This window comes from Kosakonia sp. (genome assembly GCF_032052965.1).
GTDB lineage: Bacteria > Pseudomonadota > Gammaproteobacteria > Enterobacterales > Enterobacteriaceae > Kosakonia.
In genome coordinates this window covers 203,709-228,777 of record NZ_DAMBVN010000004.1, presented here as the reverse complement: position 1 = coordinate 228,777, position 25,069 = coordinate 203,709, and the positions used below count along the sequence as shown (strand labels likewise).

General features: G+C 54.1%; 19 protein-coding genes. 3 read left to right on the top strand and 16 right to left on the bottom strand.

Features of this window, described 5'->3' with window-relative positions; translation table 11 throughout:
- Window positions 1-337 precede the first annotated feature (337 nt).
- Together ompF and RTX30_RS07820 are read left to right on the top strand one after the other, a co-directional pair.
- A complete protein-coding gene (gene ompF, locus RTX30_RS07825; RefSeq protein ID WP_312688627.1) occupies window positions 338-1,432 on the top strand; it encodes a porin OmpF in 1,095 nt (364 codons plus the stop codon).
- Between the two features lie 187 nt (window positions 1,433-1,619).
- Window positions 1,620-2,810, top strand: a complete 1,191-nt coding sequence (locus RTX30_RS07820; protein WP_312688625.1) for an amino acid aminotransferase — start codon at window positions 1,620-1,622, stop codon at window positions 2,808-2,810.
- A 50-nt stretch (window positions 2,811-2,860) separates the two neighbouring features.
- Here RTX30_RS07820 and RTX30_RS07815 read toward each other — a convergent pair whose 3' ends face one another.
- From RTX30_RS07815 to cmoM, 7 genes are all read right to left on the bottom strand, one after another.
- Window positions 2,861-3,508 carry an MBL fold metallo-hydrolase gene (locus RTX30_RS07815; RefSeq protein WP_312688623.1) on the bottom strand — a complete coding sequence of 216 codons (648 nt, stop codon included), beginning with the start codon at window positions 3,506-3,508 and terminating at the stop codon, window positions 2,861-2,863.
- Window positions 3,509-3,535: 27 nt separating this feature from the next.
- The gene (locus tag RTX30_RS07810) at window positions 3,536-4,084 is read right to left on the bottom strand and encodes a YcbK family protein (RefSeq protein ID WP_312688621.1); all 549 of its coding nucleotides are present in this window, start codon (window positions 4,082-4,084) and stop codon (window positions 3,536-3,538) included.
- 186 nt (window positions 4,085-4,270) lie between these two features.
- Window positions 4,271-6,073 carry a L,D-transpeptidase gene (gene ldtD / locus RTX30_RS07805; protein WP_312688619.1) on the bottom strand — a complete coding sequence of 601 codons (1,803 nt, stop codon included), beginning with the start codon at window positions 6,071-6,073 and terminating at the stop codon, window positions 4,271-4,273.
- Between the two features lie 179 nt (window positions 6,074-6,252).
- Window positions 6,253-10,701: a chromosome partition protein MukB gene (gene mukB / locus RTX30_RS07800; protein WP_312688617.1), complete on the bottom strand. Its 4,449-nt coding sequence runs from the start codon at window positions 10,699-10,701 to the stop codon at window positions 6,253-6,255.
- Complete coding sequence (gene mukE / locus RTX30_RS07795; protein ID WP_312688615.1) at window positions 10,701-11,405, bottom strand: chromosome partition protein MukE; 705 nt, start codon at window positions 11,403-11,405, stop codon at window positions 10,701-10,703. The genes mukB and mukE overlap by 1 nt, the downstream gene beginning before the upstream one ends.
- Window positions 11,386-12,708 (bottom strand): chromosome partition protein MukF, encoded by a 1,323-nt coding sequence (gene mukF / locus RTX30_RS07790; protein ID WP_312688613.1) that lies wholly within the window; start codon window positions 12,706-12,708, stop codon window positions 11,386-11,388. Before mukF ends, mukE begins: the two co-directional genes overlap by 20 nt.
- Window positions 12,701-13,495: a tRNA uridine 5-oxyacetic acid(34) methyltransferase CmoM gene (gene cmoM / locus RTX30_RS07785; RefSeq protein WP_312688611.1), complete on the bottom strand. Its 795-nt coding sequence runs from the start codon at window positions 13,493-13,495 to the stop codon at window positions 12,701-12,703. The genes mukF and cmoM overlap by 8 nt, the downstream gene beginning before the upstream one ends.
- 118 nt (window positions 13,496-13,613) lie before the next feature.
- On the opposite strand from cmoM, the gene elyC reads away from it, so the two are divergent.
- Window positions 13,614-14,393 carry an envelope biogenesis factor ElyC gene (gene elyC, locus RTX30_RS07780; RefSeq protein WP_312688609.1) on the top strand — a complete coding sequence of 260 codons (780 nt, stop codon included), beginning with the start codon at window positions 13,614-13,616 and terminating at the stop codon, window positions 14,391-14,393.
- Here the strand turns inward: elyC and RTX30_RS07775 are convergent.
- From RTX30_RS07775 to rpsA, 9 genes are all read right to left on the bottom strand, one after another.
- A complete protein-coding gene (locus RTX30_RS07775) occupies window positions 14,370-15,263 on the bottom strand; it encodes a YcbJ family phosphotransferase (RefSeq protein ID WP_312688607.1) in 894 nt (297 codons plus the stop codon). The two genes, elyC and RTX30_RS07775, sit on opposite strands and share 24 nt — an antisense overlap.
- A 136-nt stretch (window positions 15,264-15,399) precedes the next feature.
- Window positions 15,400-16,146: a 3-deoxy-manno-octulosonate cytidylyltransferase gene (gene kdsB / locus RTX30_RS07770; protein ID WP_312688605.1), complete on the bottom strand. Its 747-nt coding sequence runs from the start codon at window positions 16,144-16,146 to the stop codon at window positions 15,400-15,402.
- Window positions 16,143-16,325, bottom strand: a complete 183-nt coding sequence (gene ycaR / locus RTX30_RS07765) for a protein YcaR (RefSeq protein ID WP_312688603.1) — start codon at window positions 16,323-16,325, stop codon at window positions 16,143-16,145. The genes kdsB and ycaR overlap by 4 nt, the downstream gene beginning before the upstream one ends.
- Window positions 16,326-16,378: 53 nt before the next feature.
- Window positions 16,379-17,608, bottom strand: a complete 1,230-nt coding sequence (locus tag RTX30_RS07760; protein WP_312688602.1) for a winged helix-turn-helix domain-containing protein — start codon at window positions 17,606-17,608, stop codon at window positions 16,379-16,381.
- A gap of 45 nt (window positions 17,609-17,653) precedes the next feature.
- Entirely contained in the window at window positions 17,654-18,631 is a 978-nt protein-coding gene (gene lpxK / locus RTX30_RS07755) for a tetraacyldisaccharide 4'-kinase (protein ID WP_312688601.1), read from the bottom strand.
- On the bottom strand, window positions 18,628-20,376 hold the full coding sequence (gene msbA / locus RTX30_RS07750) for a lipid A ABC transporter ATP-binding protein/permease MsbA (protein ID WP_312688599.1): 1,749 nt from the start codon (window positions 20,374-20,376) through the stop codon (window positions 18,628-18,630). Before msbA ends, lpxK begins: the two co-directional genes overlap by 4 nt.
- Window positions 20,377-20,412: 36 nt before the next feature.
- On the bottom strand, window positions 20,413-22,677 hold the full coding sequence (locus tag RTX30_RS07745) for a ComEC family protein (RefSeq protein WP_312688597.1): 2,265 nt from the start codon (window positions 22,675-22,677) through the stop codon (window positions 20,413-20,415).
- 216 nt (window positions 22,678-22,893) lie between these two features.
- Window positions 22,894-23,178, bottom strand: a complete 285-nt coding sequence (ihfB, locus tag RTX30_RS07740; protein ID WP_007374142.1) for an integration host factor subunit beta — start codon at window positions 23,176-23,178, stop codon at window positions 22,894-22,896.
- 175 nt (window positions 23,179-23,353) lie between these two features.
- Window positions 23,354-25,027, bottom strand: a complete 1,674-nt coding sequence (gene rpsA / locus RTX30_RS07735; RefSeq protein WP_017456188.1) for a 30S ribosomal protein S1 — start codon at window positions 25,025-25,027, stop codon at window positions 23,354-23,356.
- Window positions 25,028-25,069: the final 42 nt, after the last annotated feature.

Below are 25,069 nucleotides of genomic sequence, written 5' to 3'. Positions count from 1 at the left end.
GATTCCTGGATAAGAAAAGACATTATCTCAATTAAATATAAGTAATTCATATAAATAGGAAAGGATGTGTTGTTTTTATCAGCAGTCAGTTCTGAATTTTGAGGTGGTTCACAAAGTTCCCCAAAATTAATAAATTCTTACACAATATTTCTTTTTGTTACTGCTTTAAGACATTTGTAGCACTTTCAGGCTAGCGTAACGTGTACATGTTTGGAAAGATGCCTCTCAGACACAGAAAGACACCAAACTCTCATCAATAGTTCCGTAAATTTTTATTGACGGAATTTATTGGCGGCAGTGGCAGGTGTTCAAAAAAAACCAATGAGGGTAATAAATAATGATGAAGCGCAATATCCTGGCAGTGGTTATCCCTGCCCTGCTGGTAGCGGGTGCAGCTAACGCTGCTGAGATCTACAACAAAGACGGCAACAAAGTAGATATCTACGGTAAAGCTGTAGGTCTGCATTACTTCTCTGACAACGATGGTAACGACGGCGACAAAACCTATGCTCGTCTGGGTTTCAAAGGCGAAACCAAAATCAACGATCAACTGACTGGTTATGGTCGTTGGGAATACAACTTCCAGGGTAACAACTCTGAAGGTTCAGATGCTCAGACCGATAATAAAACTCGTCTGGCATTTGCTGGTCTGAAATTCGGCGACGCAGGTTCTTTCGACTACGGTCGTAACTACGGTCTGGTATATGACGCTATCGGTGTGACCGATATGCTGCCGGAATTCGGTGGTGATACCAGCAATAGCGACAACTTCTTCTCTGGCCGTAACGGCGGTCTGGCGACTTACCGTAACACCAACTTCTTCGGCCTGGTTGATGGTCTGAACTTCGGTGTTCAGTACCTCGGCAAAAACGAGCGTTCTGATAACGTAACGCGTTCCAACGGCGACGGCTGGGCGACTTCTGTAAGTTATGACTTCCAGGGCTTCGGCATCGTTGGCGCTTACGGCGCAGCTGACCGTACCAATGACCAGCAGGCTAACACCAATTACGGCACGTCTGGTGAAAAAGCTGAGCAGTGGGCAACTGGTCTGAAATATGATGCGAACAATATCTACCTGGCAGCACTGTACGGTGAAACCCGTAATGCTACCCGCATGAGCACCACACTTCCGGGTGCCAGCGCTTCTACTAGCGGTTACCTGAACAAAACTCAGGACTTCTCTGTTGTAGCACAGTACCAGTTCGACTTCGGTCTGCGTCCGTCCATCGCTTACTACAAATCTAAAGCGAAAGATGTTGCAGGTATTGGTAGCGAAGATTTCATCAACTACATCGAAGTGGGCGCAACTTACTACTTCAACAAAAACATGTCTACCTATGTTGATTACCAGATCAACCAGATCGACAAAGACAACAAACTGGGCATCAACTCTGACGACACCGTTGCTGTAGGTCTCGTTTACCAGTTCTAATCAGTCACCCTCGACTGTTTATATGCATATCAAACAGGGCTTCGGCCCTGTTTTTTTATATGTAAATCAGAAATACCAGCAACTTTTGAAAAGTGTCGCGCTTTTTATCGCAAACGGTTGGCAATTTGTGTCACAGCCGTTAACCTGATAGCGGATTTCCCTTCTGTCATCAAAATGGAACCTCGTCATGTTTGAAAATATAACCGCCGCCCCCGCCGACCCCATTCTGGGTCTGGCCGATCTGTTTCGCGCCGATGAACGCCCCAATAAAATCAACTTAGGGATCGGCGTCTATAAGGATGAAACCGGCAAGACTCCGGTGCTGACCAGCGTAAAAAAAGCGGAGCTTTATCTGCTGGAAAATGAAAACACCAAGAATTACCTCGGCATTGACGGTATTCCTGAATTTGGTCGTTGTACTCAGGAACTGCTGTTCGGCAAAGGCAACGCGATTATCAATGACAAACGTGCACGTACGGCGCAAACCCCTGGCGGTACTGGCGGTCTGCGTGTTGCGGCGGATTTCCTCGCCAGGAACACCAGCGCAAAACGCGTCTGGGTAAGCAACCCAAGCTGGCCGAACCATAAAGGCGTCTTCAATTCTGCGGGTCTGGAAGTATGCGAATACGCTTACTATGACGCGCAAAACCACGCGCTGGATTTCGAAGGGCTGCTGTCCAGCCTGAATAACGCGCAGGCAGGTGATGTGGTGTTGTTCCACGGCTGCTGCCATAACCCAACGGGGATCGATCCGACACTGGAACAGTGGGAAACGCTGGCTAAGCTCTCGGTAGAGAAAGGCTGGTTGCCACTGTTCGACTTCGCTTACCAGGGCTTTGCTCGCGGTCTGGAAGAGGATGCAGAAGGTTTACGCGCCTTTGCCGCGCTGCATAAAGAACTGCTGGTTGCCAGCTCGTTCTCGAAAAACTTTGGCCTGTACAATGAGCGCGTGGGCGCCTGTACGCTGGTTGCTGCTGATGCAGAGAGCGCCGATCGTGCTTTCAGCCAGATGAAATCGGTGATCCGCGCCAACTACTCTAACCCACCGGCGCACGGTGCGTCTGTGGTCGCGACGATTCTCAGCAACGATGCCCTGCGCGCCATCTGGGAACAAGAACTGACCGACATGCGCCAGCGCATTCAGCGTATGCGTCTGCTGTTTGTGAATACATTGCAGGAGAAAGGGGCAGATCGTGATTTTAGCTTTATCACGCGGCAAAACGGTATGTTCTCGTTCAGCGGACTGACCAAAGAGCAGGTATTGCGTCTGCGCGAAGAGTTTGGCATTTACGCCGTCGCCTCCGGGCGTATCAATGTGGCGGGCATGACGCCGGATAACATGTCACCGCTATGTGAAGCTATCGTCGCGGTGCTGTAATAGCCCGTGAAAGTAAAAAGGTCGCCGCGGCGACCTTTTTTGTTGCGGGTTTACCAGACCGGTAATTCGTCCTGCAGGAACGGATTATGCAATCGTTCATTTCCGAGCGTCGACATCGGCCCGTGCCCTGGAATAAAGGTCACATCGTCCCCCAGCGGCAGCAATTTGCGCTTGATCGAGTCGATCAGTTGCGCATGGTTGCCCTGCGGGAAATCGCTGCGCCCAACGCCGCCTTTAAAGACCACGTCACCAGAAACCAGCAAGCGCGACTGCGCATCAAAGAACACCACATGGCCTGGCGTATGACCAGGACAATGCAGCACCTGCAGATTCACCTTCCCGACGCTGACCGTATCGCCTTCATTCAACCAGCGATCCGGCGTTAAAGGCTGACAATCCTCTAAACCAAACATACGGCTCTGTGCCGGTAAGCCCTGTAGCCAGAACTCATCTTGTTTTTCCGGGCCAATAATTGGCACACCATAGTGCTGCGCCAGTTCGGCTGCCGCCCCGACATGATCAAGATGACCATGCGTCAGCAATATCTGCGTCAGCGTCACGCCCGACGCTTTTACTTCGTCGATGATGCGCTGCGCATCACCACCGGGATCGACCACGGCGGCAAGTTGGGTTTGTTCACACCAGACAAGCGAACAGTTCTGGGAGAACGCGGTAACCGGAATAATGCGATAGTTCATGCTGCTCCTGTAGCTCAGGCCTGAGTTTTACCAGTGCCGTAGCGGCCCGGTATCAATATGCACAAAGTTGCTGCTGGGGTAATATCCTACACCACCAGCGCGCAGAGATAACGCAGCTTTGCGAATATTGCTCAGTGAAATCCCTTCAATATGGAAATCCATAGCCTGTCCTTTGGTGTGATAACTCTTTTTCGCCACACCGCGACTGTGCGCGCGCAGTTCATTATTGGTGTCAACAGAACGATAACCCGAAATGAGCTGTACAGGTTTGCGTGTTCCAAGCAGCCCCTGCAGACGATAAAGCTGGTCGAACAATCCCGGATCGATGCTTTTGACTTTATTCGCGCGATAATCACGGAAAAAATGGTTAAGTTTAGCTAATTCATCCTGAATATAGCCCCTGCCGTCGAAGAACTCGGCTTTAATAGATTCCCCGGTATGGAGATTATTAAGCGTCAGAATACGCGGGCGCGGAGTAGAAAGGGTGGCAAACGCCTGTACTGGCAAGAGGGATGCACCAAGAGCAACCCCACCTAGCACAAGCAATTTGCGACGATTAGCGTCAAATTTATCCATGGTAATCAGGTCTACAGATAAAACAAAATTGAACGTAATGTATGCACTTTTGCGCACGAGAGGCACCTTACCGGGCATCAAACGCCACGTCAAGGTTGCCTCATCCCAGTAAATACGGGCTCTGTAGCCTGCAAGGCCCGTTTTTCACCTTCTCTTACGACAACGTTATTTTACGAACTGCTTCATTTACCTGATTAATTGTTCGGCTTTTGCCAGGATTTGTGCGCCCGATCGCGCCGTCAGATCATAATTGTAAATATCTGTACGATATTGCGTTCGACCATCACTCCCGACGAATGCCGTCAAATAATAGAGATTGACCGGAATATCGTGGCGAATATTAACGTAGCGGGTATCACCCTGCTTTAACGCGTCGGAAATTCGCGTATCGTTCCAGCCCGCATCCTGCAATAGCATATTCGCCAGTTCAGACGCTTTATTCACCCGTACACAGCCAGAACTCAGCGCGCGCGTCTCTCTCTGGAACAGGTTATGGTTGGGGGTATCATGCAAGTAGATGGCGTCAGAACTCGGCATATTGAACTTATAACGCCCAAGCGAGTTTTGCGCTCCCGGCGCCTGCTGGAAGCGGAAAGGCAGGTTCGACGGCGTAATCGTCGCCCAGTCGACCATGTAGGGATCGATCGCCTCGTTACTGTTCCAGCCGCGCAGCACGGTGTAGCCATGGCGTTCAAGGTATCCCGGGTCGTTCCATACTTTCGGCAGAATGTCTTTCCGTGCCAGTGTCGGCGGCACGTTCCACGGCGGGTTGACGACCACATTGTTCAGGGCGCTGCTCATCATTGGCGTCTTGCGATCCGGCCTGCCGACAATCACCCGTGAAGCCAGCACCGGGTTCCCATTGAGATAGTAAACCAGCGAATATTCCGGAATGTTAACCATAATACCGGTGGCGAGATTACCCGGCAGCAGACGCAAACGCTGGATATTTAATGCCAGCAAGCCCGCACGCTGCGCCGGGGAAACATTCAGCCAGTCACGAGTTGACTGACCAATCACGCCATCCGCATGCAGCCCCTGCCATGACTGAAAACGTTTTACCGCTTCAACCAGTTGACGATCGTAGGGCCCACGCGCACTGGCCGTTTTACTCACCGGTTGCGCAGAGGGGCTAACAGCAACGTTATCTCCTGGCAGGGCTATGTTCGGCCCGCCATCTAACATCCCCGTGCGTTGCAGGATCTCGCGCAAAGCAGGGATATCGTTGCTCCACTGGCCAGGACGCAGCGAAGCCTTGCCGGTCAGTTGCGGCCACGGGCGGGAATCCGCCACCAGTGACAGCAATGACTGGTGCATTACGGCATACTGCGGATGATGAGGCGCAAGAGTGTTAATAAAGGTGGGCAACGTGCCGTTATCAAGCGCCACTTGCCACTGGTTGATCACGGAAAGCGCCGGTACAGCAAGGGTGTATGGCTTATCGCTATAAAGCCAGCGCTGGCCTTTCGCCTGAATACCGGCCACAAACTGCAGGTAGCCCAGCATGGCATCTGAAAGCACAATATCGCGCGCCTGCCCGGAAACATTCGGATCGGTTAACAGCTCTACCCAGGTTGTAAATTGCGGCTGGAAACCAGCGATAGCGACTTCCGCCAGTTGTTGCTGAAATGCCTGGACGGCGTCGCGGTTGTCCCACATCGGTTTTTGCCCGCGCGCAGCATACAGCGCAGCAAGCTGATTCATATAGACCGGTGTCCAGTTAGCCGGCAATTGCGACTGCAACTGCGCCCGCACTGCCGCCACATCGACACCCGATGGATAAGGCGTGATACCGGCCATCATGGCAGTCGCCGGCGATTGCGCCAGCGGCTGTGGCAACACCGTAGGCTGTTCACCCGGCGTTGCAGAACTGTCGACAGGCACCATTTCAGGCTCATCAGCCTGCACATTAAACAGTGGAGCGAATGCAAATGCCAGACACAAACTCAGCGCTGACATCCGACGACCATACAACTTCTTAAGCAACATCCCTTGCCCCCTGTTTCTCACATTGCGCGTACGAACTTGTCATTCTCTTTCAGTATATAAACACTAAAAAGCATTTGCCTTACCTAATGTAAAGAAGTTTAAAGATAAAACCCGGTCAGGCATAGCCACAAAAATAAAAAAGGGCGACATCGCTGTCGCCCTTTCTGGTTATGCATTCGCTAGGAAGCGTCTGCCGTACCCGGCAATGTTTCCGGCAGCTGCGCGGCAAAACCCCGCAGGCCGACAACATGCACATGCTCGTTATTCTGCACGACTTTACGCACCAGTTTGTAGGTGGTGCCTTTTTCCGGACTGATATTTTCCGGTGCCGCGATGATCAGCTGCATCTCCAGGCGTTCGCAGAGTTCAAACAGTGTGGCGATAGAACGGGCATCCAGACGCGCTGCTTCATCAAGGAACAGCAGACGGCACGGGGAGATATCTTTACCACGCAGGCGACGTGCTTCATCTTCCCAGCTTTGCACCACCATCACCAGAATCGACATACCGGTACCGATCGCTTCCCCGGTCGAGAGTGCACCGGATTCCGCACGCAACCAGCCATCGGAGCCCCGGTTGACCTCTACTTCCATCTCCAAATAGTTGCGGTAGTCCAGCAGCTCTTCACCAATGGTCTGTGGCGTACGTTGCCCCATATCAATCTGCGGATTAAGACGCTGATACAACTTCGCCAGCGCTTCCGAGAATGTCAGGCGGTTACTGTTAAACAGATCCTGATGCTGCTCATGTTGTTCCGACAGCACGGTCAGCAGGGTGGCGTGGCTTTCGCGAACATTAACGTTAAGTCGCACACTGTTAACCTGGCCGAAAGAGACGCTTTGCAGCCCCTGGTTGAGCATACGGATGCGGTTCTGCTCGCGCTGGATGGTTTTACGAATAATATTCGCCACACTGCGAGAGCTGATCGCCAGTTTCTGCTCGCGGGAGGTCAACTCTTCTGTCAGACGGCTCAGCTCGATCTCCATCTGCTCAATGGCTTCAACGGGATCGTCAGTGCGAATAATATCCTGACGGATACGCTCACGCAGATGCTGGTAGACCGCCACAAAGAACTGGATTTTGCGCTCAGGACGTTTTGGATCCTCAGACATACGCAGAACATCGCGCAGATGTTCGTTGTCGGCCACCGCCAGGCGCAGCGCACCCAGGGCCTTATCCGACATTGAACGCAACTCGTCGCCGGAGAGGTACGCCAGTTCACGTCGGTGCAGGCGGCGTTCCACGCCATTATCTTTCACCATGCGCATGACCGCGCACCAGCCTGCTTTTGCAGTCACCACCTGCTCACGCATTTCGTGGTAATCGCGCTCCAGTTTGCGTAACCGGCGGGTCAGATTGTCCATCTCCGCTTCGCAGAAGGTGAGCGCTTTTTCCAGCTGGTTACGACGTGCACGGTTAGAGGAGAGTTGCGCATGCAGCTCATCGCGGCGAATACGCGCCCGTTCCTCAGCACCGCCATCGGCGCGCACGCCAATGTCCTGCAACTCTTTTTGCAGATCGTTAAGCAGCTCTTTTTTGGTATCAAACGAACTCTTCAGTGAGGCCAGTACCTGGTTGTACTGACCGTACTGCGCGGCGTGGCTGCGCATGGCTTCGCGGGCTTTGGTACGCTCCGCTTCAGCCTGCTCCAGACGCTGGCGCAGCTTCTCGTTCAGATCGTTATTACCATTGAACATCTCCGCCGCATCCGAATAACCGAAATGCGCACGGCGCTGCACCACTTCCGCCAGCACAAAGGCTTGCTGACGCGCATCACGCTGCACTTGCTGCGACGTCGCGTAATCCGCTTTCAACTGCTCAAACTGTTCCGGGTCGCTTTGCAGCACTGACACCACCGGCTCCAGCTTCGCCAGTTGATTGCCAAACTGTTGAACAAAGCGCGCGGCTTCCTGCGCTTCGTCCAGGCGCTCCTGGATTTCGTCCACACGATCGGCCAGTGTGTCGTCCGCCAGCAGGTTGATACGTGGCAGCAAGCGGTTAAGCTGCGCCACGCCCTCCTTCGCCTGTTCGAACTGCACACGGCTTTGCTGGTTGTCGTTTTCGTGGTTATTAATAGCCCGTTCCAGCTCGCCGCGGCGGCTGTTAAGGGTACGGATTTCCGCTTCCGGATCGTCGTCAAATGCCACCGCCAGATGACTGCCAATAAAGCGGCTGAAGGCCTGATGCAGACGCTGTGTTTTTTGCACATCAAAGGAGAGCGTAGCAAAACGTTCCGCCAGCGCTTCACGCTCAGCGTGCAGACTCTCAATGCGGCTTTCACGCGCCGCGCGGCCAAACAGCGGCAGAGCCGGGAAACGGGAGTAACGCCACTGACGGTCGGCGATTTTCACCACCACCGCTTTTTCCAGCTCGTCTACGCTGAACACGCTGTCATCAAAGGATTGCGGATCGCCTTCGATTAAATAGAGATCTTCGGGGCAATCATCCAGCCCTTCCAGCATTTCGGCAATTTGCGACAGATCCGGCACCACAATCGCATGGCGTGATGGCCCATACAGCGCCGAGTAATACGGCGCATCGTCAATGCTGACATCGTCATAAATTTCCGACAGCAGCACGCCGCCAAAACGCTCCGCCAGTGCATTCAGGCGAGCATCTTCGGCCCCGCCCGGCTGGCTTAAGCGCTCAATTTCGTCATCAACCGCACGTTTGCGCGCGCCGATTTCATCACGTTCAACGATAGCTTCACGTTCCCGCTCCAGCAGTTGCTGGAGGTATTCCGTGACATCCTGACCCGATTCAAATTCTTCGCCGCTCTGCTCGCACAGTTGCGTAAGGCTGCTTTGCGCCGCCAGCCAGATGGGCGCGCGTTTGGTCAGCGACTGGATGCGCGATTGTAGCTGTTCCAGTTCCTGACGCATCGCCATACGTTGTTCGCCTGCAACGGCAACGTTATCGGACAAGGCAGCGATTTGCGCTTCCAGCGACTGGTGCAGCGCCTCAAGCTCTTCTGCGTCGTACTGTTTACCCTGGCGCTTACAGAAGTCCGCTAACATGCGTTCGGCATCCTGCTGTTCACGCAGGCGCTGTTCCAGCTCGTTCAGTCGCATACGCAACGGTTGCACCTGTTCTGCCAGATGGCGCTGGTTTACGCCGTCGCGCAGTAATTCACGGGCCACTTCCCAGGCTTCATTACGTGCCAGCGGGCCGTTGATGGCCACAACTAGCTGGTACGCCTGTTCAAACTGGCTATGGGCGGTTTGCGCTACGCTCAGTTTCTGATCCAGCGACAGCAATTTTTCCGTCGCTTCCTGCTCTTTTGCCTGGAATGTTTCCAGCCACTCGTCAGCCGTCTCTGGGGTCAGATCCGGCAGATGGCACAGCTCTTTTGCACGTTGTAAAGCCTGCAGCGCCTGGTTGTACTGGATGGCACGCGTCTGTTGCACATCCAGCGCCTGTTGGTAATCGGCAAGCTGATTTTTCAGCTCATCCACTTCCAGTTCGGCGGCTTCGGCACGCGCTTCGTTTTCTTCCTGACGTTCGGCGGCTTCCGCCACCACTTCATGTTGCTCTTCCAGGCGGATCTGCAACTCGTCGAGATCCGCCTCGTAACGCTCAATTTTTTCTTGCTGGCGCAGCGCCGTCTGCACCAGGTTCAGGTGATCGCTGGCAGCCTGATAATCGGCCTCCAGGTCCCCTTCCGATCCGGCATGCTCGGAAAGCTCCCGCGCCATATCGACATGCTTATACTGCTCCGCAGCCAGTTGCTGGCGCGAGGTAAACAGCTCCCGGCGATACTCCAGCGCTTTATCCAGATGGATCCGCCGCTCGTTGGCATGGCGCATATAATCTGCCGCCACATAGTTAGTGGCTTCGCTGATCAAATGCTTAAACAGATCGCGGTCAGACTGGGTAACACGGATGGCTTCCAGCGTCATGCGGTTTTCACGCAACGCGGCTTCCATATCCTGGAAGGCTTTACGCACGCCGCTGTTTTCTGGCAACAGGTAGTCGCGCAACGAACGGGTAATGGCGCTGGAAATCCCGCCGTATAGCGAGGCCTCAATCAGGCGATAATATTTGCTACGATCCGACGCCGAACGCAGTCGACGCGCCACTATGCCGAGATCGAACATCAGCGCATGGTAATCGGTAATGGAGTTGAACTGCTTAAACTGCACGCCCTCCATCGCATCCAGTTTGTCTTTCACTTCCTGCAACGAAAGCACGCGCGCCTGGCGCTCGTTCAGCGTTTCGGTTAACAGTTGTGTCGGCAGCATGGCCGTCGGCAACCCCTGAATGGCAAAGGGTTTGATATCCACTTTGCGATCGCGCCCGGCGACTTGCTGCAGACGCACCCCCACCAGCACGCGCTGATGCCGGGAGTTAATCACATCCAGCACCGAGTAACAGACCCCTGCTTTCAGTTTCCCGTGCAGGCCCTTATCACGCGAGCCGGAGGTCGCCCCGGCTTCGGTAGTGTTACGGAAGTGCAGCAACGTCAGATCCGGAATAAGCGCGGTGACGAAGGCCGCCATGGTGGTGGATTTCCCTGCACCGTTGCCCCCGGACAGGGTTGTTACCAGCTCATCCAGGTCAAAGGTGCGGGCAAAAAAGCCGTTCCAGTTAATCAGCGTTAGCGAACGAAATTTTCCGCGTTCAATCATTACTCTTCCTCCGAGCTATCCGGCTGATTGTCTTCCGGCTCATCATTGAGCTGCAGGTGGTTTTCCACAGGCATTGCCTCACCGTCGCGGATCATGCGCAGTTGCGCTTCACGCGGATCATCGCCAGAGCGCACATCTGCGCCGAAACGGAACACCGATTCGGTAATGCGGAACTTGCTGCTGTCATTGCCCATAAACCAAATCATGCCCAACCGGCGCAGGCGATTTAATGAGGAACGGACTTTCTCCTGCAATTTTTGTCGATCAAGATCTGAACCGGTCGAACGGTTGTTGACCAGCTTCAGCAGTTTCGGTTCATCCGCCAGCGACAGCAATTCGTCATACAGCTCTTGTTGGGTAAAGATGCCTTCATTAGCCAGACGTTCCGGGCTGAGATAGAGGTAGCAAAGGATTTTTCCGACCATCATATCCAGTTCCGACAGTACTGAGCGCGGAATAAGCGTGGTAGAACGCGGGCGCAGATAGAAAAAACCTTCAGGCGCACGGATCAGCTCGACGTTATAGCGGGCATAAAACTCTTCCAGATACTCCTGGAAATCCATCAAAAAGGCGTGATTATCCAGTTCATCCAGGCCGATATGTCTACCCGCGCGCAGCGCGCTGTCCAGCGCCGGAAAAAGAGGGTTTGCCAGCGCCTGCGCCAGCTTGACTGGCATCACTTGTTCAATATTTGTCGATGACATGCGCCTGTACCTTGGCTCCGTAATCATTAATCGGCTGCCATTTCGGCGGCAGGCCGGTGAAATCTGCTTGCGCTACGCCAAGACGTACCGCCTGATCAACCACAATGCGCGCCACGTCGAAATGACGAACGCGGGGATACTGCGCCAGATACTCGCGAGCAACCAGACCAAGATCCAGCGGCACACCTTTCGTTTTATAGATGGCCAGTTGCTGTTCGATCATTGCTGCAAGTTGCTCTCGGATCTCGTTAAACTCTTCAAATTCCAGATCCGGCGGCAATTCGCCGGTCACTTCCTCATCGCGCAGCGCCATCTCTTCATCGCGCATATCGAGCAATCGATCGGCACTGGCGTAGGTCAGCGCCCACGGCGCATCAAAATAGGACTGCACGGACTGACGCAAGCGCTGGGCGAAGACGCGGTTTTTATCCATATCGATAGCGGTACGAATGAATTTATGTACGTGACGGTCGTACCCGATCCACAGATCGATTGCCTGCTGCCCCCAGCTAACAATACGGTCGAGCTTACTTTGCAGGTTAAATACCAGCTGATCGAGGAACTCCAGGTCAGTGTGCGCCAGGGTTGCATCCTGAATGCGCAACAAGTTGGCCTGCAACTTGTCGCCGGCTGCTTCCAGCGTATCCTGCAGTTCGCGTAATGTACCGGACGTTTCTGACAACAACAGTTCACAACTGGAAATCGCGGCGCGCCAGTCTTTGTTCAGCAACTGGGCGATATCATCCTTCACCTGCTGCTGTTGTTCGTCCATCAGTCGCTGGGTCAGATCGATGCTGTCGAAGATCTCCGCCACCGAATATTTTAACGGCGCATAGACGTTACGGTGCCAGTGAAATTCATCCCCGCCCTCGTCCGCCGCATCGGCCGCGCGTTTTAATTCGCCCGCGACGATGGAAAGCTGCATTGAGAGTCGCAACGTGGAAAATTCACGCTGACGAATATAATAATCCGTGATCCCAATGCCCAGCGGCGTCAGACGGTAGATTGCATTCCCTTCCGTGATTTCGCTGGTGAAGCGATTTAACAGACGCTGACGCACCATATCGTTAATGGCATTGTTGGCGCGCTGGCTTATCGTTTCACTGGTTTGTTCGAACGCATCACTGACGTAACGAAAAGCATCTACCAGTTCACCTTCGCTCATTTCACCATCCAGGCGCTCGCCGTTAAGCGTCGCGACAGCCAGCAAAAAAGAGAGTCTGTCGACCGGCAACGAGATGGAGAAATCATTCTTTCTGGCCCAGGCAACCAGTTCGGGGACTGTCTGGGAAAATTCACTCATCGTTTATCCTTCCATCGATTTGCGGCTTAAGCGCGGTCACGTGAATATAGCGGCCGAGACTGATATACGGCTCCTGACGGCAATAGCGCGTTTCAAGTTCCAGCAAGGCGTCAAAACAGTCGCGCTGCTGGTGCTTTTCACGCAAATAGTCATGAAAAACCCGCACGCCGGTTTTGCTGGTTATCTGCCAGCCAATCTGTTCAAGCCAGCCGTAAACATCCGCAGGAACCCGGGGATAGTCCGGAGAAAGGGTGCGCTTTTTGCGTTTCGGCATGCCTGCCTGCACGTAGTCGAAATTCCCTGCCACCATGTTGTGCATTAACAGCCCGTCGGCATTGTAAAACATCAATGACAGCGCTCCGCCCGGGCGCAGCATCGACCATAAGGTCTGCAATACACTGACGGGTTCTGCGACCCATTCAAGCACAGCATGAAACAATATCAGATCAACCGGCGATTCTAAATGCTGTGATATATCCTGAGCGGCGCATTGTACAAAATGCATGTTACCGCTCACACCTTTCTCATCCGCCGCTGTCTGCGCACGTGCGATCATCTCTTTCGACACATCGCACAACGTCACATGGTGGCCGCGTTGCGCCATACCGATCGCGGTTTGCCCTTCTCCACCTCCGGCATCCAGCACCCGCAAACGGTCTGGTTCCATTGAGGCCAGTAATACGTCCAGATCCTGCCAGAGGATCGCCTGGCGCAACTGACCTTTGGTCGTGCCATAGATATTGCGTGAGAATTTCTCCGCGATGTCGTCGAAGTTTCGATCCGTCATGGCCGCTCCGCGCTTCTGACAAAACCGCTATTTTGTCACAGCCGTACCGATAATGAACCCATCTGATGTAAGATCGGCTGAAATCGCCTGCTGTATGGTCAAAAAGGAGACGGATACGGTGCTTTTTACCCTCAAAAAATACATCGGTGGCATGATGCTGCCGCTCCCGTTTTTACTTTTGTTGATAGGTCTTGGCCTCGTGCTGGTATGGTTCAGCCGCTGGCAAAAAACGGGCAAGGCATTTATCAGTGTCGGTTGGCTGGTTTTACTGCTGTTAAGCCTGCAACCTGTCGCAGACGGTTTGTTAAAACCCATTGAGGATAAGTACCCCACCTGGCGCGGTACGCAGCAGGTGAAATACATCGTGATCCTGGGGGGAGGCTACACCTGGAATGATGACTGGGCACCCAGTTCCAATCTGATCAGCAACAGTCTGCCACGGCTGAATGAAGGGATCCGCCTGTGGCAGGCAAACCCGGGGGCGAAGCTTATCTTTACCGGTGCGGCGGCCAAAACCAATCCTGTCAGCACGGCGGAAGCCGGGGCGCGCGTCGCGGAAAGCCTCGGTATTCCGCGCAGCGAAATCATCACCCTGGATAAGCCCAAAGATACGGAAGAAGAAGCGGCAGCGGTGAAAGCTGCGATTGGCGATGCTCCATTCCTGTTGGTGACCTCCGCGTCACATCTTCCCCGGGCGATGATTTTCTTCCAGCATGTTGGGCTGCATCCGCTACCCGCTCCGGCGAACCAACTGGCGATTACCTCGCCGCTCAACCCGTGGGAACGCGTGATCCCCTCCCCGGTCTGGCTGATGCACAGCGACCGGGTGGGTTACGAAAGCCTGGGCAGGGTCTGGCAATGGTTGAAAGGCAGTTCAGGCGAGCCAGGGGAGCAGTGATTTTGACGCAAGGTCGAAGTGGGTGCGGCTAAATTGCCCGGTGCTCACAAGTTGCGCCACTTCGTCCCATAACAGATAGAGCCAGCGTCGCCAGAGGAAGGACTCGGCCACCGGCGCACGCTGCAAATAGTGCCAGAGCAGATCTTCCGCCTGGTTGCCATCGACCAGGCGAAACAGCTCATACTCTCGCGGCGCCCAAAGCATTATACCCGGCCCGACCATTGCCAGCAGTTGATCGCTGCGTGCATCTTTCAGCATGCTGCGTAAATTAAAACTACCGTGCACTAACACGCAGTTGTCGTTAAACCCATCAAAGAGTGCGGGCAGGCATTCACGGGTACGGAATAACACACGCTTATCCTGCATGGTCAGGCCAGTATTATGATACTGGTTAAGGGTCGTCCACAGCACTTCCACCCGCTGGCGATACCAGGATGGCCAGATATTTTCCTGGGTACTGTCGACAGTGCCCACGCAGCCGTGGCTATCCTGCCGGTGCCATGCGAGTAAGCCCTCGACGATTTGATCTTTCAACTGTTCCCAGCGTTCCGGGGTCCGTGCAGGCGCTTCGACGGGCACGCCGCGCAGCCGCTCAATCAGCAACACATCTGGCCCCGGATGCTCTTCGTGGGTCATCACACCATATACCACCGGCATGCGCACCGTACCGCTGCGCGCCAGCATCGAAATCTTCCAGGCCAGCTGTTGCGCCAGACCTGGAGTAGAAAAACTCCGTGCCAGCAATGGCATCGGGTTGCCTTTACTGTCATATAACGACCAGAGTGCCGAGTCAGGTTTCTCGCTGACGCACTCCATACGACTCAGTTTTTCCCCCAGCAGATGACTTAATTCGGCGCGCAGTTGTTCCATAGAAGATTGCCCTCATCAATACTACTGCTTTTATAATGAGCGCCAGGTTGAAAGATGTCACCCTGATGAGATCAAAACATTTTAATAATTTAGCTGTTTAGAGAGAAATCCCCTCCGCAAGGAGGGGATGGAAGGATTAATGCAGTTCTGCGCGCACGCGCTCAAGATCTTCTTGCGTATCCACGCCCGTGCCGGGCACCACGCTGGCCACCGCCACATGAATTTTCTCGCCATACCAGAGCACCCGCAGTTGCTCCAGCATCTCGATCTGTTCCAGCGGACTGGTTTGCCAGCTGACATAACGGCGGATAAACCCTGCGCGATAACCGTAAATACCGATATGGCGCAAAAATGTATCGCCGATAGCGTCACGGGAAAGCGCAAAACGATCGCGGTCCCAAGGAATGGTCGCGCGGGAAAAATAGAGCGCATACCCTTCGGCATCTGTCACGACTTTTACGGCGTTGGGATTGAACGCTTCTTCTGCACTGTGGATCGGCACTGCCAGCGTCGCCATGCCGACATTACGCGCCGCCAGATTCTCTGCAACCTGGCGGATAATGGCGGGTGGGATCATCGGCTCATCGCCTTGCACGTTGACAATGACGGTATCATCGCTAAAGCCGCATTTTTCTACCACTTCCGCCAGGCGCTCGGTGCCAGACTGATGATCGGCACGGGTCATGCAGACTTCGCCGCCGACCGCTTCCACCGCACGCTTAACATCTTCATTGTCTGTCGCCACGATAATGCGTTCGGCTCCCGATTCACGGGCGCGCTCCAGTACATGCACGACCATCGGTTTGCCATTGATATCGACCAGCGGTTTTCCTGGCAGTCGCGTGGAAGCGTAACGCGCGGGAATGATCACCACAAAACTCATGGACGGCTCTCTTCAGCAGTTAACGAACGCGCTTCGTTTTCCAGTAACACAGGAATACCGTCACGCACCGGGAAAGCAAGGCTATCGACTTTGCAGATCAGTTCCTGCTTATCCTGGGTGTAGTAAAGTTTGCCGTTACAAACCGGGCAGGCGATGATTTCAAGTAAACGGTGATCCATTTTTCCTCCTGATGCACCGACGATTAACGGGTTAAGCTTAACATATTCAATTTTTACACCGCGCCTGTTTCCAGGCCTGCGCGCGCAGCCATAAATAACCCCTCCGGCAAGCGGGAGAAGATCACCCGCTGCGCGCCCTGCCAACGGGCAAAATCTGTTATTGCCCCTTGCAGCCCCTTTTCCAGCGAGGCGCCCGGCTTGATACCGTCTTCAAGATAGAGCGCAATAACCTCCAGTACCCCATCTTTCCGGTGCATTTTGGCGTCCATACGCCCGACCAGACGCCCCCGATGCAACAGTGGCAGGACAAAATAACCGAACTGCCGTTTAGGTGCCGGGGTATAACACTCAAGCCGGTAGCTGAAACCAAATAACTGCTCCGCGCGTTTACGATCCCAGACGACCGGATCAAACGGCGACAGCACAGCGCTGTGCGTGGCGCGAAGCTTATCAGACTGCGCCTGCTCAAGCAGCGGCAATAACCCGGCATGCAGCCAGGCTGGCCCCAGTTGTTCAACCATTACCGGGTAAATCTTCTCTTCAGCCTGCATACGCTCCAGTAAAACAGGCAAAGCGGGCCGACGCAGACGGTAATAATCCGCCAGCCATTGCGCACGAAATATCCCCAGGCTGCGGGCGCTGTTCGCCAGCATGTGGTATTCCGCCTCCGCCTGCGGCAGCAGATCTCGGTCATCGTTCCAGTGCGGCATCACCCGGTGCGTTAAATCATACACCCGCTGAAAATTTCGCCGCTCAATCACCATTACCTTTCCGGCCGTAAACAATCCCTCCAGGTGGCGCTTATGCGGCTTCCACTCCCACCAACCGCTGGTCCCTTTACGCGGGTGTTCAAAATCTGCTGAGCGTACCGGGCCATGCTGCTGAATATGGGCAATCAGTTGCGCGATTTCACCCGCATGCTCTTCCATCCAGGCCTGGCGATATTTCCAGCCCATCTTATCCGGCGACAACATCCGGTGCCGCACAAGGGGAAAATCTTCGCGCGGCAGAAAGCAGGCTTCATGCGCCCAGTATTCCATCAGTTCGCCGCCGCTTAGCGCCTGGTCAAGCCACTGCTGCGGATAGGCACCCAGCCGGCTAAATAGCACCAGATAAGGGCTACGGGCAACAATGTTGATCGTGTCGATCTGCAATAGCGACATACGCTTAATAGTTTGCAGGATATCGCCGGGCGTTGCCCGACGGGATGGTTTACGCAGCAAGCCCTGGGCGGCGAGGTGTAAATGACGGGCAGCGGTCAATGAAAGGTGCGGCACAGACATGGGGGTTCCTGTTAAGTCAACAGGGCGCAGCCGGTGTGACGATCTTCAGCGCGCCAGAGTGAGCAATTCCTGCAGTAGCTTTTCCGCCTGTTTGCCTTCCAGCTGCGCATCGACAGGCAAATACCACCAGTTATCTTCCGCAAATGCGCGGCACTTAACGGCATCTTTTTCAGTCATGATCAGCGTCTGACCGGGCTGCACCAGCGCGCGAACATCCGCATGCGACAACGCCTGATGATCGGCCAGCGCTACGGTTTTTTCCGGCGTGATGCCGCACTCAGCAAGGGTAGTAAAAAAACGCGGAGGATGACCAATACCGGCCATGGCGACGACATGGGCCAGTGCGCTCACGTTGCGGCGCTCACCCGTTCGCAGGTTGATGGCCATACCGGGGCGCAGGCGCATCGGGATCTCACCGGTTTTCGCTACCCCGCCATTGGTAATAATCGCATTGACCGTCTTCAGGCGTGAAGCGCGCTCACGCATCGGCCCGGCAGGCAGCCACCAGCCATTACCGAAACGCCGGACCCCATCAATCACAACAATTTCAATATCTCGCGCCAGCCGATAGTGCTGTAAACCATCATCAGTAATGATGATTTGCACCGAATGTTGGGCCAGAACCGCATTCACCGCATCGGCACGCACAGGGGACACCGCGACCGGTGCTCCAGTGCGTTGATAAATCAGAACGGGCTCATCCCCGGCCTGGTCGGTTGTGGTCGTGGCCTCCAATAACAGAGGGTAACGCTCCGCTTTACCGCCATATCCGCGTGAAACAACCCCCACGCGGACACCGTGCTGCTGCAGCTGCTCCACCAGCCAGATCACCACCGGGGTTTTACCGTTGCCGCCGGCGGTCAGATTACCCACCACGACCACCGGCACCGGCGCACGCCAGGCCTTTTTCAGACCCAGGCGATAAGCATAACGGATGGCAACGCTCACCAGGCCGTAGAGCCAGGAGAGCGGTAACAGCAGCAGCCACAGTGGCGATTCACCGGACCAGATGCGGGCAATCATTCGCCAAACTGCATCTTGTGAAGTTGTGCATAAACACCGCGATGCGCCAGCAGTTCAGCATGGCTGCCACGTTCAACGATGCGCCCATCTTCCACCACGACAATTTCATCAGCCTGTTCAATGGTGGACAGGCGGTGAGCGATTACCATTGAGGTACGGTTTTTCTGTAACTCATTGAGCGCAGCCTGGATAGCGCGTTCAGATTCCGTATCCAGCGCCGAAGTGGCTTCATCAAGGATCAAGATAGGGCTATCGCGGAGCAGCGCACGGGCAATGGCAATACGCTGACGCTGGCCGCCAGAGAGCAGAACACCGTTTTCGCCAATGACCGTATCCAGCCCTTCATCCATCTTGTTGATAAAGTCGAGGGCATAAGCCATTTTCGCCGCTTGTTCAATCTCCTCGCGGCTGTACTTTTCAGTACGCGCATAGGCAATGTTATTGGCTACGGTATCGTTAAACAGGTGTACATTCTGCGACACCAGTGCGACCTGATCGCGCAAAGAGGTGAGCTTATATTCACGCAGATCGTGACCATCAATGAGGATTTCCCCCTCATCAATATCATAAAAACGCGTGATCAGGCTGGCCATGGTTGACTTACCGGAGCCAGAGCGCCCCACCAGCGCAACCGTTTTGCCCGCCGGAATGGTCAGGTTAATATTACGCAGCGCCGGCGTTTCACGGCCCGGGTAGGTAAAGGTCACATTACGAAATTCGATATCGCCACGAGCACGTTCGATAACCCGGGTACCTTCGTCTTTTTCCTGCTCGCTATCCAGAATCGCAAACAACGTCTGACATGCCGCCATACCGCGCTGGAACTGGGCATTCACGTTGGTTAGCGATTTCAGCGGCCGCATCAGGGCGATCATTGACGAGAACACCACGGTGATGGTCCCTGCGGTAAGAGTATCCATTACTGCCGGGAAGCTTGCCGCATAGAGTACAAACGCCAGCGCCAGGGAAGCGATCAGCTGGATCACCGGATCGGAGATGGAAGAGGCAGAGACCATTTTCATGCCCTGCAAGCGCATCTTATTGCTGACTTTTTCGAAACGGCTGGTTTCCACTTCCTGACCGCCAAACATCAGTACTTCTTTATGCCCTTTCAGCATCTGCTCCGCACTGGTGGTCACCTGCCCCATCGTGTTTTGCATGTTTTTACTGATATTACGGAAACGTTTGGACACCACCCGGATGGCAATTGAGACAATCGGTGCCAGTACAATCAGGATCACCGACAGTTGCCAGCTGTACCAGAACATCATAATAAACAGGCCGATAATCGACGCGCCTTCACGCACTACAGTGATCAAAGCACTGGACGAGGAGGATGCGACCTGTTCGGAATCATACGTGATCCGTGACAGCAAGGTGCCAGTAGACTGTTTGTCAAAGAAGGAAACTGGCATCCCCATCATATGGCCGAACAAACGACGGCGCATGGTCATTACCACTTTTCCGGACACCCAGGAAATGCAGTAACTGGAGATATAGCTGGTGATACCACGCAGGATCATCAGCCCGATAACCACCAGCGGCATCCACAGCAGCACTGAACGGTCCGTTTTACCAAAACCATCATCCAGTAACGGTTTGAGCAGCGATAGCATAAACGTATCGCTGGCTGCGTTGAGGATTAACGCTATCCCCGACACGATCAGACCCGCTTTAAAAGGCGCAATAGTTGGCCAGAGGCGGCGGAAGGTCTGCCATGTGGAGAGATCTTTATCGTTCTGCATTCAAAAAACCAGCACTTGTTGAAATAGCCGCATATTCTACCTGTTATCGCTGGGGACGCCAAACCACTGATGATACCAACGAGGTAAAAGTTGATCTCGTAAGCTATGGATTTCCCAGCCGCGCGCGGTAAAAGAGACGGTGATCTGCCCCTGATGGGCCGTATCCAACCAGCGATACCCTTGCTGACGGTAGCGTTCAGCCACTTTGGGCGAAGGTAATCGCCACGCGTTATAACGCGATGTCGATACCAGCGCGGCCTCGCCTCCCACACGCTGAATAAACGCCAGCGTCGAGGAGCTATTGCTGCCGTGGTGGGGAACCTGTACCAGTGTAGCTTTAAGATGCTGCCAGTAGTGACTCAGCATGGTCATTTCGCCCTGCGCTTCGATATCGCCCGTCAGCAGAATACGATACAGCCCATCATCAACGCTCACCACACATGAACCATTATTCCCCGTTCTTTTTTCGCCCGGCAGCGGCCAATGCGCACGAAAGTTTAATCCCTGCCATTGCCAGTTCTCGCCGCGAAAACAAGGCTGATGATCGCCCCATCCCAACGGACTGCGTATCCACATTGCGGGCCAGGATTTCTGCAAACTTTCAAGGCCCCCCCGGTGATCCAAATGCTCATGGCTCAGGATAACGCCTTCGGGCTCTAATGCTCGCCAACGAAGCCATGGCGCGATCAATTGTTCGCCGCTGTTTCCACCCGGCCAGGCATTCCCGGTATCAAAGAGAAGCGCTTTGCCGTTACGCTCAATCACCATAGCCAGCCCATGCCCGACATCCAGCATATGGACCGACCACTCCCCTGCCCGCTCAGACCGCCAGAAGGGGAATGCCAGAGTGACAAAGCATGCTATGCAGAGCGCGGGAGAATGGCACCACAAGCGAAAACGCGCAGCCGCTAACATAAACCAGGGTGCCCAGGCCAGCCTCTGCCAACGCCTGTCTATGCTCAGCCAGCCGGCGGGTAACCCGCGCAGAAACGCAAACACGATCTCCAGCGACCTGTCTGCACCATACCAGCATGCCGTTTCTGCCAGCGACAGCCCCACCCAATGCAGCACCATACCGGCCAGGATCAATGGCACCGTAATGAATGTGATCAGCGGTATCGCCACCAGATTGGCGATGAGTGAGCTCAGGCTGATCCCGTTGAAAACCGACAACTGGATGGGTAAAAGCAGCAGCGTCATCCCCACTTGTAGGTGCACAAGATTCAGGCATGCGCGCACCCATTTACGCTGCTGCTTCCATGGCGCGGGCACCCACTGATACCAGAACAGCAACGCTGCAACAGCAAAGGCTGAGAGCCAAAGGCTGTCGGAAAGTATCGCCAGCGGATCGGTTGCAATGATTGCTGCAACACAACACAGCCAGACTTGCCATGGCGACCATAACCGGCCAGACAACTTTAAAGCAGCCCAGACGCCAAGCGAAATTGCGGTGCGTAACGCAGGGGGCTGCAACCCCGTAAGCCAGGCGTAACTCATCGCGCAGCCCACCCCGGTCAACAGAGGCAAATGCCAGCCAATCGCATGGGCGGGAAAGCAGAACTGTGCAACACGCACCAGCAGCCATCCCATCATCGAGGCAAGCGCGATATGCAAACCCGAGATCGCCATCAGATGTGCCGTCCCTGTTTGCCGCATGACATCTTTCACTTCGCCATCCAGTGCGGATCGCTCCCCCATACCCAGCGCCAGTATGACCTGTTGCCAGGAGTAGGAAGCCAGTCGCTCTTTCAGCGACTGTAAATACGCCGCACGCCAGCTGCAGCGGCTATCCAGCACCTCGGCGTTAATGATCCGCCCATTGAGGGGTAAATGGGACGACAGTGCATAGCGCTGCGAGTCGAATCCCCCCTCATTCAGTTGCCCATGGACAGCCCGCACCCGGACGGTCATTGCCCAACGTTGACCGGCGCAAACTTGCTGCGGCAAATATTCGCCATAGAGCACAATACCCGGTGCCGGAAAGAGACGCTCCCCGTTCAGTCGGATGATTTTCCCCCGGTGTCGGGTCATGTTGTCGGTGTCTGTGATAGTTATCTCAACGCGACGATTGCTTCCGGGCAGGTGCTGTGTTGGCCAGAGGGATTGCTGCGCGGCAAGGATCCCCCATGCAAAAAAGATCAGGGTATAGCCGCTGTACCGCAACATGGGCGCGCGGTAACAGGCAAGCACACAACCGAATGCCAGCGCACACCAGACAACGCCAATGTCGGGTAAAACGGGTAACACGAGCAGGGGCAAAATGCCCGATAAAATACAGGCGGCAAGCGCTGGTAACGTCATATCTGACTCCTTGTTGCCGGAGAGTATGTGACGCTACCGTGGTGCTGTCTGGAGTGATTTTAGAGCTTTGCGGCGCAGGCAGAAACTTTTTTGCTGCGTTACATTTTACGCAGGTATCATTGCGATCAAGGCCGCAGGGAATACCGAACGACAGGAAACAAAAAAGCACTCTGCGGGTGCTTTTTTGCTGTGTAAGTTTTAGCGACTCGCTAAACCTTACTCATAAATATTGGCGCGGTCGCGTAATTCTTTACCCGGCTTAAAGTGCGGAACGTATTTTCCTTCCAGATCCACTTTGTCGCCTGTTTTCGGGTTACGCCCGGTACGAGGAGCACGATAGTGCAGAGAAAAACTGCCGAAACCGCGGATCTCAATGCGCTCACCCTGGGCAAGAGTAGAGGCCATATGCTCCAGCATCTCTTTTACGGCATCTTCCACAGCTTTTGCCGGGATATGAGATTGCTGGCTTGCAAGTCTTTCTATCAATTCTGACTTGGTCATGATTCCTCCGGTTTCCTTCAAGGCAAAAATTCGCTTACTAGCTTTAACAAGGGCGGCCGTAGCCGCCCTTTGTCATTGATTACAGGACGAATCCTGCAATCTGTCAAGTGACTCGTCATCCTTCGGACTGTAGCACGTTAACTTCGTCACTACAGTCCGCGAGGTTGGGAGTAACTTACTCGCCTTTCGCTGCTTTGAAAGCTTCAGCCATAGCGTTAGAGAAGTTGCCTTCTTCCTGTTTGTTGTTAACAGAAGCGATTGCATCTTTCTCGTCAGCTTCGTCTTTCGCACGAACAGACAGGCTAACTACACGGTTCTTACGGTCAACGCCGGTGAATTTAGCTTCAACGTCGTCGCCTACATTCAGAACCAGAGTTGCGTCTTCAACGCGGTCACGGGAAGCTTCAGAAGCGCGCAGGTAACCTTCAACGCCGTCAGCCAGTTCTACGGTTGCGCCTTTCGCGTCAACTGCAGTCACTTTACCGTTTACGATTGCGCCTTTCTTGTTCAGTGCAACGTAGTTGTTGAACGGATCTTCTGCGAGCTGTTTAACGCCCAGAGAGATACGCTCACGCTCTGCGTCAACCTGCAGAACAACGGCTGCGATTTCGTCGCCTTTTTTGTATTCACGTACTGCTTCTTCGCCTGCAACGTTCCAGGAGATGTCAGACAGGTGAACCAGGCCGTCGATACCGCCGTCCAGGCCGATGAAGATACCGAAGTCAGTAATAGACTTGATTTTACCTTCAACGCGGTCGCCCTTGTTGTGGGTTTCAGCGAACTGCTGCCAAGGGTTAGATTTGCACTGTTTCAGGCCCAGGGAGATACGACGACGTTCTTCGTCGATATCCAGAACCATAACTTCCACTACGTCGCCAACGTTAACAACTTTGGACGGGTGGATGTTTTTGTTGGTCCAGTCCATTTCGGAAACGTGAACCAGGCCTTCAACGCCTTCTTCGATTTCAACGAAGCAGCCGTAGTCGGTCAGGTTAGTTACGCGACCAGTCAGCTTGGTGCCTTCCGGGTAACGTTTAGCGATAGCAACCCACGGATCTTCGCCCAGCTGTTTCAGGCCCAGAGATACACGGGTACGTTCGCGGTCGAATTTCAGCACTTTAACAGTGATTTCATCGCCAACGTTTACGATTTCGCTCGGATGCTTAACGCGTTTCCATGCCATGTCGGTAATGTGCAGCAGGCCGTCAACGCCGCCCAGATCAACGAATGCACCGTAGTCAGTGAGGTTCTTAACGATACCTTTAACTTCCATGCCTTCCTGCAGGTTTTCCAGCAGCTGATCGCGCTCTGCGCTGTTTTCGGATTCGATAACCGCACGACGGGAAACAACAACGTTGTTACGCTTCTGATCCAGCTTGATTACTTTGAACTCAAGCTCTTTGCCTTCCAGGTGCAGAGTGTCACGGACCGGACGAACATCTACCAGAGAACCTGGCAGGAACGCACGAATACCGTTCAGCTCAACAGTGAAGCCACCTTTAACTTTGCCGTTGATAACACCGGTAACAGTTTCAGCGTCTTCGTAAGCTTTTTCCAGCGTGATCCAAGCTTCGTGACGTTTAGCTTTTTCACGGGACAGCAGGGTTTCACCGAAGCCGTCTTCTACTGCATCCAGAGCAACGTCAACTTCGTCACCAACCTGGATTTCCAGCTCGCCCTGGGCGTTTTTGAACTGCTCAGCCGGAATGGCGGACTCAGATTTCAGACCAGCGTCAACCAGTACTACGTCTTTGTCGATAGCAACAACAACACCACGAACGATGGAACCCGGGCGGGTTTCGATTTCTTTTAAGGATTCTTCAAACAGTTGAGCAAAAGATTCAGTCATGTTTAATCTTCAGGTTTCATATTTAACGTCCACCTGGCTCCA

Excerpts from the sequence above, each read along its gene's own strand:
- ompF (WP_312688627.1), top strand. The coding sequence starts at position 338 with ATGATGAAGCGCAATATCCTGGCAGTGGTTATCCCTGCCCTGCTGGTA.
- RTX30_RS07820 (WP_312688625.1), top strand. The coding sequence starts at position 1,620 with ATGTTTGAAAATATAACCGCCGCCCCCGCCGACCCCATTCTGGGTCTG.
- RTX30_RS07815 (WP_312688623.1), bottom strand. The coding sequence starts at position 3,508 with ATGAACTATCGCATTATTCCGGTTACCGCGTTCTCCCAGAACTGTTCG.
- RTX30_RS07810 (WP_312688621.1), bottom strand. The coding sequence starts at position 4,084 with ATGGATAAATTTGACGCTAATCGTCGCAAATTGCTTGTGCTAGGTGGG.
- ldtD (WP_312688619.1), bottom strand. The coding sequence starts at position 6,073 with ATGTTGCTTAAGAAGTTGTATGGTCGTCGGATGTCAGCGCTGAGTTTG.
- mukB (WP_312688617.1), bottom strand. The coding sequence starts at position 10,701 with ATGATTGAACGCGGAAAATTTCGTTCGCTAACGCTGATTAACTGGAAC.
- mukE (WP_312688615.1), bottom strand. The coding sequence starts at position 11,405 with ATGTCATCGACAAATATTGAACAAGTGATGCCAGTCAAGCTGGCGCAG.
- mukF (WP_312688613.1), bottom strand. The coding sequence starts at position 12,708 with ATGAGTGAATTTTCCCAGACAGTCCCCGAACTGGTTGCCTGGGCCAGA.
- cmoM (WP_312688611.1), bottom strand. The coding sequence starts at position 13,495 with ATGACGGATCGAAACTTCGACGACATCGCGGAGAAATTCTCACGCAAT.
- RTX30_RS07775 (WP_312688607.1), bottom strand. The coding sequence starts at position 15,263 with ATGGAACAACTGCGCGCCGAATTAAGTCATCTGCTGGGGGAAAAACTG.
- kdsB (WP_312688605.1), bottom strand. The coding sequence starts at position 16,146 with ATGAGTTTTGTGGTGATCATTCCCGCGCGTTACGCTTCCACGCGACTG.
- ycaR (WP_312688603.1), bottom strand. The coding sequence starts at position 16,325 with ATGGATCACCGTTTACTTGAAATCATCGCCTGCCCGGTTTGTAACGGC.
- RTX30_RS07760 (WP_312688602.1), bottom strand. The coding sequence starts at position 17,608 with ATGTCTGTGCCGCACCTTTCATTGACCGCTGCCCGTCATTTACACCTC.
- lpxK (WP_312688601.1), bottom strand. The coding sequence starts at position 18,631 with ATGATTGCCCGCATCTGGTCCGGTGAATCGCCACTGTGGCTGCTGCTG.
- msbA (WP_312688599.1), bottom strand. The coding sequence starts at position 20,376 with ATGCAGAACGATAAAGATCTCTCCACATGGCAGACCTTCCGCCGCCTC.
- RTX30_RS07745 (WP_312688597.1), bottom strand. The coding sequence starts at position 22,677 with ATGACGTTACCAGCGCTTGCCGCCTGTATTTTATCGGGCATTTTGCCC.
- ihfB (WP_007374142.1), bottom strand. The coding sequence starts at position 23,178 with ATGACCAAGTCAGAATTGATAGAAAGACTTGCAAGCCAGCAATCTCAT.
- rpsA (WP_017456188.1), bottom strand. The coding sequence starts at position 25,027 with ATGACTGAATCTTTTGCTCAACTGTTTGAAGAATCCTTAAAAGAAATC.